Origin of the sequence: Vibrio eleionomae, assembly GCF_009874545.1 — a bacterium.
Lineage (GTDB): Bacteria > Pseudomonadota > Gammaproteobacteria > Enterobacterales > Vibrionaceae > Vibrio > Vibrio nitrifigilis.
In genome coordinates this window covers 124,960-140,460 of sequence record NZ_WEKT01000005.1, presented here as the reverse complement: position 1 = coordinate 140,460, position 15,501 = coordinate 124,960, and the positions used below count along the sequence as shown (strand labels likewise).

Sequence of the window (15,501 nt, the reverse complement as noted above, 5' to 3'; positions counted from 1 at the left end):
AACCTTCAATTAAGCGTGTAGTGGGTTAGTTTTAGTCACGTCGATGTTGAATTTCTTAATTGCTTCTGCAACTACAGATTTTTCAACGTCGCCGCGTTTCGCTAGTTCGTTAAGCGCTGCAACAACAACGTATTCCGCGTTCACTTCAAAGTGACGGCGTAGGTTGTCACGGCTGTCTGAACGACCGAAGCCATCAGTACCAAGTACTTTGTAAGATTCCGCAGGTAGGAATGCACGTACTTGTTCTGCATAGTTCTTCATGTAGTCAGTCGCAGCGATTGCAGGCTCAGTACCCATTACCTGTGCAATGTATGGTACTTGCTCTTCAGCTTCAGGGTTTAGCATGTTGTTACGTTCAACTTCTTGACCTTCACGAGTCAATTCGTTGAATGATGTTACAGAGTAAACATCAGAAGCAATGCCGTAGTCATCGCTAAGGATTTGAGCCGCTTTGCGTACTTCGTTCATGATAGTACCAGAGCTCATTAGCTGAACTTTACCTTTCGCACCAGTGTAAGTTTCTAGCTTGTAGATACCTTTACGGATGCCTTCTTCAGCACCTTCTGGCATTGCAGGCATTGGGTAGTTTTCGTTCATTAGCGTTAGGTAGTAGAACACGTTTTCTTGGTTCTCACCGTACATGCGACGGATACCATCTTGAACGATAACAGCAACTTCGTAAGCGAATGTTGGGTCGTAAGAAACACAGTTAGGGATAGTGTTCGCTTGAATATGGCTGTGACCATCTTCGTGCTGTAGACCTTCACCGTTTAGTGTTGTACGACCTGCAGTACCACCTAATAGGAAACCACGTGCTTGTTGGTCACCTGCCATCCACGCCATGTCGCCTACACGTTGGAAGCCGAACATTGAGTAGTAGATGTAGAATGGGATCATTGGCAGGTTGTTTGTGCTGTATGAAGTTGACGCAGCAACCCATGAAGACATAGCACCTAGCTCGTTGATACCTTCTTGTAGTACTTGACCAGAAGTCGCTTCTTTGTAGTAAGACACTACGCCGCGGTCTTCTGGAGTGTATTCTTGACCATTCGGGTTGTAGATACCGATTTGACGGAACAAACCTTCCATACCGAATGTACGTGCTTCGTCAGCAATGATTGGCACGATACGGTCACCGACGCTCTTGTTCTTAAGAAGAGTATTCAGTGTACGTACAAACGCCATTGTTGATGAGATATCACGTTTTTGAGCTTCTAGAAGTGGTTTGAACTCTTCTAGTGCTGGAACTTGTAGCTCTTCAGAGAAGTGAGTACGACGCTGAGGAGTGTAACCATGAAGAGCGTTACGACGAGCGTGCAAGTATTCGTACTCTTTAGAACCTTCTTCAAGTTTCAAGTAAGGTAGAGATTTTACATCTTCATCAGATACTAGGTCTTGAAGCCCTAGACGGTCGCGCATTTGTTGCACGTGAGTCATATCTAGTTTCTTAACTTGGTGCGCGATGTTCTTACCTTCTGCCGCATCACCCATGCCGTAACCTTTTACTGTTTTCGCTAGGATTACAGTTGGACGACCTTTAGTGTCTTGTGCGTTTTTGAACGCTGCGTACAGTTTAGAAGACTCATGACCACCACGTTTTAGAGCGAAGATTTGCTCGTCAGTCATATCAGCAACAAGTGCTGCAGTCTCTGGGTATTTACCAAAGAAGTGTTCACGTACGTAAGCACCGTCTTTAGATTTGAATGTTTGGTAATCGCCATCCACAGTTTCGTTCATAAGCTGTAGAAGTTTACCTGAAGTGTCTTTCGCGATTAGAGAATCCCAGTTGTTACCCCATAGGACTTTCACTACGTTCCAACCAGCACCTTTAAATAGGCCTTCAAGTTCTTGAACGATCTTACCGTTACCCATTACAGGGCCATCTAGACGCTGAAGGTTACAGTTGATTACGAAGCATAGGTTGTCCAGTTTTTCACGTGCAGCGAAAGAAATAGCACCACGTGATTCTGGCTCATCCATTTCACCGTCACCTAGGAACGCGTATACACGCTGTTCTGACGTGTCTTTAAGACCACGGCCTTCTAGGTATTTCAAGAAACGAGCTTGATAGATAGACGCGATTGGACCTAGACCCATTGATACTGTTGGGAACTGCCAGAATTCAGGCATCAATTTAGGGTGTGGGTATGAAGGGATACCTTTACCATCAACTTCTTGACGGAAATGATCCAATTGCTCTTCAGTTAAACGGCCTTCAACGAATGCACGTGCGTAAATCCCAGGAGAAATGTGACCTTGGTAGTATACCAAATCGCCGCCATCTTTCTCGTTAGGAGCACGGAAGAAATGGTTGAAACAAGTCTCGTAAAACGCTGCTGAAGATTGGAAAGAAGCCATGTGGCCACCTAGTTCCAAGTCTTTCTTAGATGCGCGTAATACAATCATTACTGCGTTCCAACGGATGATGGAACGAATACGTTTTTCTAGAGTTGTATCACCAGGGTAAGCCGGCTCTTGGTCGGCAGGGATGGTGTTGATGTAGTTAGTCGTTGTGCCGGTTGGCATATCAACGCCTTCTAAACGAGCTTGTCCAAGAACTTCTTCTAACAAGAACTGAGCACGCTCTACGCCTTCTTCACGTACAACTGACTCAAGAGATTCTAACCACTCCTGAGTTTCCAGTGCATCTACGTCATGCTTCATGTCAGACATGGCGATCTATCCTTCTGTTGGTTGGATTATTGAATCGCAATGGGCCACACTACTGTGACTCATTACCCTGCTGAATTCGACGTAGAGAACGCTCGCGGCGAGACTCTTCCCGACCCAAATCCAACAATGTTTCTTCGATATAAGCTAAATGAGAATGGGACATCTCATGGGCTTTCTCTGGCTGCCCGGAAACAATCGCATCCACGATATTAGCTCGGTGTTTACTTACTTTCTCCACCGCTTCAGGGCGGCGGCGTAATAACTTAAAATTCTGTGTGATATTTTGCTCTAGCAATGGTGAAAGGCTACGGATGATATGAAGTAACACGACATTATGTGCCGCTTCAGCGATAGACACTAAAAACGCCATCACAAGTGGCGTTTCACGTTCAACATCTGATTCTTCTTTGATATCGCCGATTTTTTCTACACATGCTCGAATAACAGCAAAATCTTCTTCGGTACCACGTAGTGCAGCAAAATAAGCAGCAATCCCTTCTAATGCATGACGCGCTTCAAGCAAGTCAAGTTGGGTTTCAGGGTGGCTAGATAATAAATTAATGAGAGGATCGGAGAAACTTTTCCAAATATTTTCACTGACAAACGTACCTCCACCTTGACGGCGAGTTAGGAGACGTTTGGCTTCTAAACGTTGAATAGCTTCTCGGACAGAAGGACGAGACACATCAAATTGTTTCGCTAATTCACGCTCAGGTGGTAACTGATGACCAGGTGCTAGCGTGCCTTCTACAATCAACCGTTCCAATTCTTGTTCAATCACATCAGAAAGTTTTGGCTGACGAATCCTTTGATAAGCCATAATTTATTATTCTTTGCTCTTTTATTTATGCAGGCAATTGGTAATACCAATTTCACGATGGGGGGCAAATTAACATAAATTCAACGTAAGTGTCCAGCCAAAAATTGACCAAAATCATTGTTCAGAGAACCACTCAACACTTTGGTAACAAATCATTTCTTAATTGATTATTAAATTGGTAAGACCAATTACAATTTTTATACACCCTCACTCTCAAACCTATTTAAATGCACAATAATTGTTAATCCCTTGAAAAAGTGTGGTGAAAAAATAAAAACAAATAAAAAAGAGCAACTTAAAAAAGTTGCTCTTTTTTGTACACACAGAACTTAACGCTCTATTTCGGTTCAATGTACTCAACCATAAGTTGTAGTGATTGATTACCACGAAATTCGTTAATATCAAGCCGATAGGCTAAACGCACAATTTTTACTGATGCATCAGGCCAGCGACGTAAATCAATATTGAAGGCAATACCATCAATCATGATGTTCGTCGGGTGCCCTTTGTACAAAGGCTCCAACATAAGCTTAAGGTGTTTTTCACCGACTAACTTTTGATGAAGCACTTTAAACTCACCATCAAAAATAGGTTCAGGGAATGCTTGCCCCCACGGTCCACCAGCACGAATCAATTCAGCAACATGCATGGAAAACTGTTCCGGTAGTAGCTCTCCGTCACTAAGCACAACGCCTTTTAATAAGCTGTCGTCCAGTTCTTGCTGTACTGCTTGATCAAACAAAGTAGAAAAGCGCTCGAATTCGCTTTCAACAATAGTCAAACCCGCAGCCATCGCATGGCCACCAAATTTCAAAATCATACCTGGAGCCTGCTTATCAATACGATCTAACGTATCACGCATGTGCAAACCCGGAATAGAGCGACACGACCCCTTGATCGTGCCTTCGCCACCATCAGCAAAAGCGATCACAGGGCGGTGAAATTGCTCTTTGATTCGTGACGCTAAAATACCAATCACACCTTGGTGCCAATCTCGCTGAAATAACACCAAACCATGAGGCAATACTTTATCACCACCTAACTGCAATCTTTCACAAAAAGCCATCGCTTCTTGCTTCATGCCCTCTTCAATCTCTTTGCGGGTTTGATTGAGTCCGTCTAATTCATTGGCCATACGACGTGCAGCATGGATATTGTTACTCATCAAGAGCTCAACCCCAAACGACATATCGTCTAGGCGTCCAGCGGCATTAATGCGTGGGCCAAGAGCGAAACCAAAATCAGCAGCAACTAAACGGCGCGCATCTCGCTTGGCCACTTCAATCAGCGCTTGTATACCCGGCCTGGCTTTACCCGCCCGAATTCTCTGTAAACCTTGATGGACCAAAATTCGATTATTGTCATCTAAAGGAACCACATCAGCGACTGTTCCTAAGGCAACCAGATCGATCAATTCCATCAATTTAGGTTCTTGCATGCCCTGACGTACAAACCAGTTTTGTTTGCGCATATATACGCATAGTGCCATCATCAGATAGAAAGCGACGCCAACACCAGCAAGAGCTTTGGATGGGAAGTGACACTCTTGTAGATTAGGGTTGACGATAGCATCGGCTTCAGGGAGCTCTTGACCAGGCAAGTGGTGATCGGTGACTAAAACCGTTAACCCATGCTCTTTGGCTACTTTTACTCCTGAAATAGATGAAACACCGTTGTCCACGGTCATGATCATTTCGGCACCAAGCTGCTGAGCTTGTTCAACCACTTCAGGGCTAAGGCCATAACCATCTTCAAAGCGGTTTGGAACCAGATAATCGACGTTGCGGCTGCCTAACATTCTTAAGGCAAGCACTGATAATGCCGAACTGGTTGCGCCATCAGCATCAAAATCACCGACCACAATAATGCGTTTTTGCTCTTCAATAGAAGCAAAAAGCAGTTCTACCGCCTTATCTATGCCATAAAGCTTTTGATAGGATTGCAGGCCACGCGCACTTTTTTCGAGTTGCTCTTCACTTTGAACACCGCGGTTCAAATACAAGCGACGCAACAATTCAGGAATGGTATCAGGAAGTAAGGAAAGGTCTGGTTCAGGTCTTCTTTGTATTTCTATCATAATATTTATAGGCCTTACCGTAGCAAGGCCTAAACTCATTCATACTTAAATTTGTTTTAAACGAGCAAGTAGCTGCTGCGGAGGAAGGTACCCACCAACCATTTCACCATTGGGTAAGAAAATAGACGGTGTACCATTTACGCCTAACTCACGACCAAGCTGATAATGCTCCGCGACCTTCTTCTCACATACCTGTAGATTGTCTGGTTTAGGCGGTAACTTATGCTCGCTTTTCGCGATATTCATCGACTCAGCGGGATCTTTAGAACACCAGATTGCTGCCATTTGTGTCGCAACCTGCCCTTGTGGCCCCTGACGAGGGAAAGCAAGATAACGAACGGTAATCCCCGCGTCATTATATTCTTTCATTTGGCTATGTAATTTTGCACAGTAGCCGCAAGTAATATCAGTGAACACGGTTACTGCGTATTTTTCATGCGGAGCTTTATACTCAATCATGTCACCGCGATATTGGGCAATTTTTTTAGCATTTATTGGCGCTTGGCGTTTCGCTAACACATCCACATATTGGCCATTATTATCTAGCCCATATAATTTGCCAGCAATAAATTGGCTGGCATCTGGTGTGGAAAAAAGTACCCCGCCATTGGTGTGTACTTCAACTAGGCCATCGATGTCAGAAGGAATAACTTCACTGACTTGTAAACCGAGTTTAGCAAAATGTTCTTTAAACAAATTCACATCAATTTGGGTATGCTTTAATACTCCTGATTCTGATGCGGTAGAAGCGGCCATCGTTGTAGGTACATAACTGGTTAGGGCCAGAATCGGTAGCGTTAAAAAGAGAATCCTACGTAATAAATTCATTAATATCACCTTGTTATCAAGCCCTTGGATGGTGCTCATGATGAAGTTGTTTAAGTCGCTCGGTGGCAACGTGAGTATAAATCTGAGTGGTCGACAAATCACTGTGTCCCAACAACATTTGTACGACGCGCAAATCCGCCCCATAGTTCAATAAATGCGTCGCAAATGCGTGACGCAACACGTGCGGAGACAATTTTTCCACATCAATACCCGCAATCACTGCATAATGCTTAATTCGATGCCAGAACGTTTGACGCGTCATCTGTTTTGCTCGGCGGCTAGGGAACACCACATCAGAAGTCTGTTCACCCAGCAAAATTGCCCTACCACTATGAATGAATTTGTCGATCCATTCCACTGCGTTTTCACCCATTGGCACTAAACGCTCTTTACCACCTTTACCAATAACACGCACAACCCCTTGCCTTAAGCTGATATTTTCCATTGTTAAAGACACCAATTCAGTAACACGGAGTCCTGTTGCGTAAAGTAACTCCAACATGGCTTTATCACGCAATTCTAACGGGTCATTGGGATCTGGCGCTTCAAGTAAAGAGTCAACTTGAGATTCACTCAGATCTTTAGGTAAACGCTTGGGAAGTTTAGGGCTCACTAATAGAGCGCTTGGATCATCGGCGCGCATTTTTTCCCGGTGTAAGTATTGAAATAAACGACGAATAGCAGACAACATCCTCGCACGTGAAGTTTGTTTATAACCACAATCCACTAGCCAAGATTGAAACTCTTGCAAACCATTTAAACTTATAAAATCAAGTCGATAGTTGTTATTAGACATCCACGTTAATAACTTGGTTAAATCATTACGATAAGATGAAAGAGTGTTTTCTGATAATCCTCTTTCCATCCACATAGCATCTAAAAATTGTTCGACCAGCCCTTGGTCAGGTGAAAAAGCGTCTGTCACTTCGGCCTCGATTTTTTACAGTTACTAATTGCATAACGTAGTGTAAGAATTCTCTATAAAAACCACCAGAAGAAGGCTTACAGATAGGAAAGCATGCCACGTTTTTTGCATTTTTATAGGTTGACTCAATTATAAAGTTTTATCCTAGAATCAATTTCCCTGTCTTCAATTTATGGTTAGAATTCCCGCCATCAAAGATAAACCAAGAAGACTCAATCATGAAAATCGGCCTATTTTATGGATCGACTACCTGTTACACCGAGATGGCAGCAGAGAAAATGCGGGCTATCTTAGGTGAAGACCTAGTGGATATCTACAACGTTAAAGAAAGCCCTCTCACATTAATGAATGACTATGATTTTTTAATCTTAGGTATTTCCACTTGGGACTTTGGCGAAATCCAAGAAGATTGGAATGACATTTGGGACCAAATTAGTGGCGTTGATCTTACTGGTAAATACGTTGCACTTTTTGGTCTAGGCGACCAAGAGGGTTACGGAGAGTGGTTCCTAGACGCGATGGGACTGTTACATGATGAAGTGAAAAAAGTCGGAGCAAACCTACTCGGTTACTGGCCGAATCAGGGCTACGAATTTGACGCATCAAAAGCATTAACGGCTGACGGCACCCAATTTGTGGGCCTCGCCCTTGATGAAGACTCACAATATGAATTAAGTGACGAACGCATCGCGACATGGATTGAACAGATCCTAACTGAATATCAAGACGCGCTCTAAACCGCTCCAGTACTATCCGTGATGAGAGCTTGCTCCATCACGGTTTACTCGCCCTATCTCTACGTTAATAAACTGCGATAACGACGCCAATCAAATGACAACCCCGGATCAGTTTTACGTGCAGGTGCGATATATTGATGCCCGGTGATCCTCGGTAATGTAATCGCTGGATACTGCAGCATAATCTCACGCGTAAGTTCTGCCAAGGCTTGATATTGTTCATCGGTATAAGCCACCAAGTCCGTCCCTTCTAGCTCAATACCAATTGAGTAATCATTACAACGCTCAACTCCCGCAAAAGAAGATTGGCCAGCATGCCATGCCCTCGCAGAAAATGGCACAAACTGCACGACTTCACCATCACGACGAATCAAGCAATGTGCAGAAACCCCCATGTTATGAATAACTTGAAAAAATGGATGCTCATTAGGATCTAACTGCCCTGTAAAAAACTGTTCGATATAAGGCCCACCAAATTGACCTGGTGGCAGGCTAATATTATGTACAACCAATAAAGAAATAGGCGTTTGAGCATCTCGTTGATCATAAAATGGCGAAGGCACCTGACGCGCATGACTCCACCAACCAGATTGATTAATCATCATCCCCTCTCTTCTCATTATTTCTTTCTCGATTTTACTGTTCAATCAAACAAAAGCGAGAATTATGGCTGGATTTGCACCACATTAACCGTATGATTCATTCTTCAAACCCATAACTAACGAATTTGTCATGAAAAAAGCACATAACAGTGAACAACGATTAGACTACTTGAAACAACATTTAACTGACGACGTCGTTCGCACCGTTAGTGATGCATTACGCGAAGATCTCGGTGGGGACATTGCTTTAACTAATGACATCACCGCAAGTTTGATTCCAGCCGAAATGCGTAATCAAGCGACGATCATAACTCGAGAAGATGGCGTATTTTGTGGGCAATTATGGGCAGATGAAGTTTTCAAACAATTAGGTGGTGAAGTTTCGATAGAATGGCACGTGCAAGATGGTGACCACGTACAGGCCAATCAAACTCTATGTATTCTCTCAGGGCCATCCCGAGCACTGTTAACGGGTGAGCGCAATGCCATGAATTTTATTCAGACTCTATCAGGCTGTGCCACCGAAACTGCAAGATATGTAACAGAATTAGAAGGCACCAACTGCCGCTTACTAGATACTCGTAAAACGATTCCAGGACTACGTAGTGCTCTGAAATATGCCGTCGCTTGTGGGGGTGGTTTTAACCATAGAATTGGGGTGTTTGATGCCTATTTGATCAAAGAAAATCACATTATGGCATGTGGTGGCATTGAGCAAGCCATTCAAACAGCGAAGCAATTGAATCCGGGGAAACCGGTAGAAATAGAAACCGAGACATTAAAAGAGCTCACTGCTGCTATCGAAGCCGGCGCTGATATTGTCATGTTAGATAACTTCACCCTTGAAATGATGCGTGAAGCCGTCAAAATCAATTCAGGCCGTGTAGCATTAGAAAACTCCGGCAACATCACCATTGAAACATTAAGAGAGTATGCCGAAACGGGCGTTGACTATATTTCGGTCGGAGCACTAACAAAGCACATTCGCGCTATGGATCTTTCAATGCGCTTGATCTGATCACGGTGATCACTTAGGTCACTATACTTAGTGGCCTATTTCATTCTTATCCACTTTTCGACCCACACCAATCATTCTACTTCAATTGTTGTAACGCTAGTTTTAATAACCTTAGCTGAATCGCAATTTATTAGTATTTACCTAGGCAGCCACTCACGATCTTCTTAATTTACCCGTTCGAGTAAACATGAGGAGCAATGGTCATGCCCAATCAAAAATCAAAAGGATTCAGCTTGATCGAGCTAATGATCGTCGTCGCTATCATTGCCACGTTATCAGCCATTGCGATTCCCGCTTACCGTAATTATGTAACGAAAAGTCAGTTAACCGCAGGAATTACCGTACTACGTAACCTCATCACCCCGGCAGAACTCTATTTACAAGAGCATGGTCATTTAGTCACTGGAACCGATTTAACTTACTTAGGTATCAGCAAAGACAGCTCAAAACTTGGCACCCTCAGTATTGAAAATGATGGCACTCTTTCGTTCCATTATGTCTCTCCTGCAGGAGCAGTCGCGCATCTTAATCGTGATGAGGTCACCGGATGGCAATGCCAGTTATCACTACCCAATGATATTGATCCTGCATTAACACCAGTGAGCTGCCGCTAATGAGTCATTTAATTCCGTTACTTTCACACCATCAGTTGCTCACCGCAGAGCAAGCGAAAAACGCACAACAAGTTAAGAAAAACAAAAACATTTCAGCCATCGACGCTTTACTTCAGTCACAGTTTTTAACCAGTAAAGTCATTCAACAATTTCTCAGTCACCAACTCAAATTGCCTACCGTTGAACTGAGTTATATTGCGCCGATTATCGATGAAATTGCCCTTCCTATGGCTTTACTTCGTCATTACCAAATTATACCGATTGAGCAATCGGTATCTCACATCATCATGGCCGTTTCCGACCCGACTCAAGAGCAGCTACAGCAAGAATGCCAGTTAGCAACAGGTAAACAAATCCAGCTACAGGTTGCCGATCATCACCAGCTAAAAGCATTACTTAAGCAATATGTTCCCTCCGCAACAGATTCAAGCAACACCATTCAAGAACAGCGCTTACTGTATTTAATGGAAGAAACAGAATCTCCAGAACAAGAAGAAGCCGCAGGAACAAGCTCTCCCATCGCTCAATCCATTGATGAACTGCTCATCACTGCGTTTGAACAACATGCTTCCGATATCCATTTTGAACCGCATCAACACCACTATAGGATCCGTTTTCGTCGCGATGGTTTGCTAAGTGAACATCTTTCGTTACCCATTAAGCTCCATCGTCGCTTTGTAGCACGGTTAAAAATCATGGCTCACATGGATATAGCGGAGCGTCGTCGTCCACAAGATGGGCGGATCTTATTCACATTACCCGATAAAAAGGCATTAGATTTAAGGCTATCAACCCTACCGACCCAATGGGGCGAAAAAGTTGTCATAAGGCTGCTGGCGACCGAGCAACAGCAGCTTTCATTATCGCTTCTGGGAATGACAGCTGAACAGCAACAAATTTATTTTAACGCCCTGCAAAACCCTCAAGGTTTTATCTTAGTCACCGGCCCTACGGGAAGTGGCAAAACACAGACACTGTACACAGGATTAAACTCACTTGATCGCCATACTTTAAATATCTCCACCGTTGAAGATCCGATTGAGATCACCTTAGATAACATTAACCAAGTTGCAGTTAACCCAGCGATTGAACTTAACTTCACCCAAGTACTACGCGCTTTATTACGCCAAGATCCTGATGTGCTGATGGTGGGAGAAATTCGTGATACCGAAACCGCTCGAATCGCAATCAAAGCAGCCCAAACTGGTCACTTAGTTCTTTCTACCCTACATACCAATTCCGCCGTTGAAACATTAATTCGGCTTCACCATATCGGTATTGAGAATTACCATATCAGTGCCTCTTTAACTCTGATTATTGCTCAACGGTTGATAAGAAAGCTCTGTCCTGAATGTAAACAGCCACATGCGCCGACACCAACGGAAAGCCAGTGGTTAAATATTGAACCATCCATTTCCATATTTACTGCTAACTCACAAGGATGCTCTAAATGCCATATGGGTTATCAAGGACGTATAGGCATCTATGAACTACTTCCAGTTTCTCCAGAAATTCAATCTTTACTGCTCATCAATGCCTCACAACAACAGTTAGAACAGCAGGCAACAGCTCAAGGAATAATGACGCTCAAATCTAGTGCGGCAGCGTTAGTCATTCAAGGTATTTCATCCATCGCTGAGTGTCGAAGAGTATTAGCTATGCAAGAATCATTACTATGATCACAGCGACTGCCTCATTATGGCAATTTCATTGGCGAGGGGTCGATCGTCAAGGGCAACATCATCACGGACGTTACTTAGCTCAGCACGAGAACGAAGTTGCAAGCTATCTACAACAACAAGGCATTAAATTACTCACTCTAGAAGCCCATGCAACCTCCTTACTGACTCGCTGGAAAGAGAGTGCCACACCTAAAGATATTGCTTTGATGACGAGACAAATTGCCACATTACTCGACAGTGGCATTCCACTTGGACAAGCACTGCAGTTGATCCGATTACGTCATCGTAAAGCACAAATGCGTTCACTGATTAGTACGATTCAGACGGATATAGGCCAAGGCTACACGTTAGCGGATAGCCTAGAAAAATACCCACTTCATTTTGACCCGGTCTACATCAGTCTCATTCGCTCAGCCGAACAGCATGGACAGCTCAGTGCTATGTTTGAACGTATTTGCCACTACCAACAACAAAGAGAGCAATTTAAGAAAAAGATTGTCCGCGCTAGTCTCTATCCAATGTTAGTGGTCGTCGTCTCCATCATCGTCACTTACATTATGTTGGTTATGGTCATTCCTCAATTTTCAGAACTATTTAACAGTTTTCAAGCCTCGCTCCCCTGGCTAACACAGCAGGTAATGTCACTTTCTCATAACGTGCAAAAATACAGTTGGCTACTAATAATCTTCACCCTATTAAGTGGAAGTATCGCCACCTACAGCTATGTACATTCCCCACGAATAAAAATGCGTGTGAGTTACTGGACATTACGCCTCCCCATTTTAGGCAAGCTCTATTCTCGTGCTGCATTTGCTCGCTTCTGCTATACCTGCGCCACCAGCTTAAAAGCCGGTGTGCCCATTATGACAACGTTTACAATCTCTACTCACAGCATCGGCAACTGTTATCTAGCCAGTTTGATTCCAACCATTACACAAAGAATCGCCGATGGTGAATCGATTCATCAGGCTATCGCAATGCAACCCGAGTTTCCGGAAACCATGAAACAACTCATAATGGTTGGGGAGGAAACAGGTTGCCTTGATGTGATGTTCAGCCGAATTGCCGCTATATATGAACAAGAAGTAAAAAATCAGCTCGATACTATAGAAAAACTCATCGAACCCACCATGATTCTCTTTTTGGGCTTGATGATTGGTGGTTTAGTCCTCGCTATGTATTTGCCTGTGTTTAACTTAGCGGGAGTATTGAGTTAAAATAACTTTATCGACTTGTAATCAGTTCTCCGGACTTTAATGGACATTTTTTATTATTATCCTTGGCTTTTTGTCTTCTTTGCCACTCTATTGGGGCTGATTATTGGCAGTTTTCTGAACGTCGTTATCTATCGGCTACCCGTGATTATGGAGCGCGAATGGCGCCAAGAATGTGCGGATAGCTTTCCCGAATACAAGATAGCACCACCGGAAGGACACTTAAGCCTAAGTACACCTCGTTCAACTTGCCCTCACTGTCATACTCAATTACGTATCATCGATAATATCCCAGTGATCAGCTGGTTATATCTACGCGGTAAGTGCCATCACTGCCATGCTCCAATTTCAATTCGCTACCCATGTGTCGAACTCCTTACGGCAGGGTTAAGCTATGTGGTTGCAACACATTTTGGACCGACACCTTATAGTATTGGGCTGCTCTTTTTCACTTATGTACTTATCGCAGCCACGTTTATCGATCTCGATACTTTATTACTCCCCGATCAACTAACGATACCGCTGATGTGGGCTGGTCTTGTCTTCGCTCTACTTGGTTGGTCTTCTGTTTCATTACAAGATGCTGTCATCGGCGCTATTGCAGGATATCTTATTCTTTGGTCTTTGTTCTGGGGGTTTAAGTTACTTACCGGTAAAGAAGGAATGGGATACGGAGACTTTAAACTACTCGCTGCGTTAGGAGCCTGGTTGGGATGGCAACAGCTTCCGGTCATCGTATTACTGTCCTCGGTAGTTGGGGTGATATTTGGTGTCATACAACTGAGAATGCAACGTAAAGGATTAGATAAGGCCTTTCCTTTTGGCCCATACCTCGCGATAGCCGGATGGATCAGTGTATTATGGGGACAGGATATAATTGTTTGGTATTTGAGTTCATTTTTAGGTTGGTAATATGTCTTTTATCATTGGTTTGACTGGCGGTATTGCAAGTGGAAAAACAACCGTTGCCAACATTTTTCACCAACATTTTGCAATTGATATTGTTGATGCTGATATTGTAGCACGAGAAGTCGTTGCACCAGGTACGCCTGGCCTTAAAGCAATCGTCGACCATTTTGGTGAAGCAATTTTAACAGAGCAACACGAACTGAACCGGGCCAAATTGAGAGAAAAGATTTTTCTAAATACAGATGAAAAAGAATGGCTTAATAAGCTATTGCATCCCATGATTCGGCAACAAATGCACGTTGAATTGGCTCAAGTTACCTCACCTTATGCGCTACTTGTTGTTCCGCTGTTGGTCGAAAATAACCTTGGTTCAATGGCCAATCGTATATTAGTGGTTGATGTTCCAGAAGCAGTTCAACTGCGACGAACCATGCAACGAGACAATGTCGATGAACATCAGGCCAGATCAATTCTCGCAGCGCAAGCGAGTCGAGATGAACGTTTAGCCTGCGCTGATGATGTAATAAACAATAATTTAGGAAACGATCAACTTTTGCCACAAATCACAGAATTGCACCCAAAGTACCTAGCACTTAGTAAGGTAAATCGGTGACAATAAGTCCAAAGACACAAAGGCTCGCTCGATGACAACACACAAGTTTGAACATCCACTGAATGAAAAAACACGTATCTATCTACGTGTAGAGGCTCTGCTTAATCAGATGTTTCAATCATCGCAATTTCGCGATGCCATTCAGCATCAGTTGTTCTTCCGTTCGCTGTTTGATTTACTCGAAATCTTTGAGCAAATTCAGTTAAAAAGTGAGCTAGCTAAAGACATTGAAAAACAACGTCAAACCTATCGTAGCTGGTTAAATGTTGAAGGTGTCGATCAAGATATGTTACTCACCCTACTTCAAGAAGTTGATGGAGTGCATCGTAGCTTGATGAATGCTGAACGCTTTGGTCAATCACTTAAAGATGACCGCTTTCTCAGTGCAATACGCCAACGTTTTAACCTGCCTGGAGGCTCATGCTGTTTCGACCTACCGGCACTGCACTACTGGCTGCATCTTCCTTTTGAACATAAAGTGAATGATGCTAGCGAGTGGATGAGTACATTAAAGCCTCTTTCTGACGCCTTACACTTATGGTTAAGACTGACCAGAGAAACGGGCAACTACCGCGACAAAATGGCTCAAGCTGGTTTTTATCAAGGTGACGCTGTAGACGCTAATATCATTCGATTATCTATTCCTATGGAATACGGTGTTTATCCAATGATTTCTGGTCACAAAAATCGCTTTGCCATAAAATTCATTGAATTTAAATCTGGCCAAGCTAGCACTCAAGATGTTGCTTTTCAGTTAGCGGTTTGCAGCTAAACCCACACTAAACAAGA

The 15,501-nt window shown here is 43.4% G+C and carries 13 protein-coding genes and 1 pseudogene; 8 read left to right on the top strand and 6 right to left on the bottom strand.

The window, feature by feature from the left end; translation table 11 throughout:
• Positions 1–9: 9 nt before the first annotated feature.
• The 5 genes and pseudogenes from aceE to xerD all read right to left on the bottom strand — a co-directional run bounded on the left by aceE (position 10) and on the right by xerD (position 7,323).
• Positions 10–2,673 carry a pyruvate dehydrogenase (acetyl-transferring), homodimeric type gene (aceE, locus tag F9817_RS04935; RefSeq protein WP_161153848.1) on the bottom strand — a complete coding sequence of 888 codons (2,664 nt, stop codon included), beginning with the start codon at positions 2,671–2,673 and terminating at the stop codon, positions 10–12.
• Positions 2,674–2,722: 49 nt separating this feature from the next.
• Positions 2,723–3,493 (bottom strand): pyruvate dehydrogenase complex transcriptional repressor PdhR, encoded by a 771-nt coding sequence (pdhR, locus tag F9817_RS04930; RefSeq protein ID WP_161153847.1) that lies wholly within the window; start codon positions 3,491–3,493, stop codon positions 2,723–2,725.
• Positions 3,494–3,830: 337 nt separating this feature from the next.
• On the bottom strand, positions 3,831–5,570 hold the full coding sequence (recJ, locus tag F9817_RS04925; protein ID WP_161153846.1) for a single-stranded-DNA-specific exonuclease RecJ: 1,740 nt from the start codon (positions 5,568–5,570) through the stop codon (positions 3,831–3,833).
• 45 nt (positions 5,571–5,615) lie between these two features.
• A pseudogene (locus F9817_RS04920) lies at positions 5,616–6,254 on the bottom strand (thioredoxin fold domain-containing protein); the annotation flags it as partial.
• A gap of 160 nt (positions 6,255–6,414) precedes the next feature.
• Entirely contained in the window at positions 6,415–7,323 is a 909-nt protein-coding gene (gene xerD, locus F9817_RS04915; RefSeq protein WP_161153844.1) for a site-specific tyrosine recombinase XerD, read from the bottom strand.
• A 218-nt stretch (positions 7,324–7,541) separates the two neighbouring features.
• Here xerD and fldB point away from each other — a divergent pair, with 218 nt between their 5' ends.
• Positions 7,542–8,060 (top strand): flavodoxin FldB, encoded by a 519-nt coding sequence (gene fldB, locus F9817_RS04910; RefSeq protein WP_161153843.1) that lies wholly within the window; start codon positions 7,542–7,544, stop codon positions 8,058–8,060.
• 59 nt (positions 8,061–8,119) lie between these two features.
• Here fldB and ampD read toward each other — a convergent pair whose 3' ends face one another.
• Positions 8,120–8,662, bottom strand: coding sequence for a 1,6-anhydro-N-acetylmuramyl-L-alanine amidase AmpD (ampD, locus tag F9817_RS04905; RefSeq protein WP_161153912.1), 543 nt, complete (start codon positions 8,660–8,662; stop codon positions 8,120–8,122).
• Between the two features lie 130 nt (positions 8,663–8,792).
• Between ampD and nadC the strand changes: the two genes are divergently transcribed.
• The 7 genes from nadC to zapD all read left to right on the top strand — a co-directional run bounded on the left by nadC (position 8,793) and on the right by zapD (position 15,484).
• Positions 8,793–9,680, top strand: coding sequence for a carboxylating nicotinate-nucleotide diphosphorylase (gene nadC / locus F9817_RS04900; RefSeq protein ID WP_161153842.1), 888 nt, complete (start codon positions 8,793–8,795; stop codon positions 9,678–9,680).
• A gap of 203 nt (positions 9,681–9,883) precedes the next feature.
• Positions 9,884–10,294: a pilin gene (locus tag F9817_RS24245; protein WP_202436339.1), complete on the top strand. Its 411-nt coding sequence runs from the start codon at positions 9,884–9,886 to the stop codon at positions 10,292–10,294.
• A complete protein-coding gene (locus tag F9817_RS04890; protein ID WP_161153840.1) occupies positions 10,294–11,973 on the top strand; it encodes a GspE/PulE family protein in 1,680 nt (559 codons plus the stop codon). The genes F9817_RS24245 and F9817_RS04890 overlap by 1 nt, the downstream gene beginning before the upstream one ends.
• Positions 11,970–13,193: a type II secretion system F family protein gene (locus tag F9817_RS04885; protein ID WP_161153839.1), complete on the top strand. Its 1,224-nt coding sequence runs from the start codon at positions 11,970–11,972 to the stop codon at positions 13,191–13,193. Before F9817_RS04890 ends, F9817_RS04885 begins: the two co-directional genes overlap by 4 nt.
• A gap of 39 nt (positions 13,194–13,232) precedes the next feature.
• On the top strand, positions 13,233–14,102 hold the full coding sequence (locus tag F9817_RS04880; RefSeq protein ID WP_161153838.1) for a prepilin peptidase: 870 nt from the start codon (positions 13,233–13,235) through the stop codon (positions 14,100–14,102).
• Position 14,103: 1 nt separating this feature from the next.
• Positions 14,104–14,712: a dephospho-CoA kinase gene (gene coaE / locus F9817_RS04875; protein ID WP_161153837.1), complete on the top strand. Its 609-nt coding sequence runs from the start codon at positions 14,104–14,106 to the stop codon at positions 14,710–14,712.
• 31 nt (positions 14,713–14,743) lie between these two features.
• The gene (zapD, locus tag F9817_RS04870; RefSeq protein ID WP_161153836.1) at positions 14,744–15,484 is read left to right on the top strand and encodes a cell division protein ZapD; all 741 of its coding nucleotides are present in this window, start codon (positions 14,744–14,746) and stop codon (positions 15,482–15,484) included.
• Positions 15,485–15,501 lie beyond the last annotated feature (17 nt).

Coding starts and splice junctions, on each gene's coding strand:
- aceE (WP_161153848.1), bottom strand. CDS start 2,673: ATGTCTGACATGAAGCATGACGTAGATGCACTGGAAACTCAGGAGTGG.
- pdhR (WP_161153847.1), bottom strand. CDS start 3,493: ATGGCTTATCAAAGGATTCGTCAGCCAAAACTTTCTGATGTGATTGAA.
- recJ (WP_161153846.1), bottom strand. CDS start 5,570: ATGATAGAAATACAAAGAAGACCTGAACCAGACCTTTCCTTACTTCCT.
- fldB (WP_161153843.1), top strand. CDS start 7,542: ATGAAAATCGGCCTATTTTATGGATCGACTACCTGTTACACCGAGATG.
- ampD (WP_161153912.1), bottom strand. CDS start 8,662: ATGATTAATCAATCTGGTTGGTGGAGTCATGCGCGTCAGGTGCCTTCG.
- nadC (WP_161153842.1), top strand. CDS start 8,793: ATGAAAAAAGCACATAACAGTGAACAACGATTAGACTACTTGAAACAA.
- F9817_RS24245 (WP_202436339.1), top strand. CDS start 9,884: ATGCCCAATCAAAAATCAAAAGGATTCAGCTTGATCGAGCTAATGATC.
- F9817_RS04890 (WP_161153840.1), top strand. CDS start 10,294: ATGAGTCATTTAATTCCGTTACTTTCACACCATCAGTTGCTCACCGCA.
- F9817_RS04885 (WP_161153839.1), top strand. CDS start 11,970: ATGATCACAGCGACTGCCTCATTATGGCAATTTCATTGGCGAGGGGTC.
- F9817_RS04880 (WP_161153838.1), top strand. CDS start 13,233: ATGGACATTTTTTATTATTATCCTTGGCTTTTTGTCTTCTTTGCCACT.
- coaE (WP_161153837.1), top strand. CDS start 14,104: ATGTCTTTTATCATTGGTTTGACTGGCGGTATTGCAAGTGGAAAAACA.
- zapD (WP_161153836.1), top strand. CDS start 14,744: ATGACAACACACAAGTTTGAACATCCACTGAATGAAAAAACACGTATC.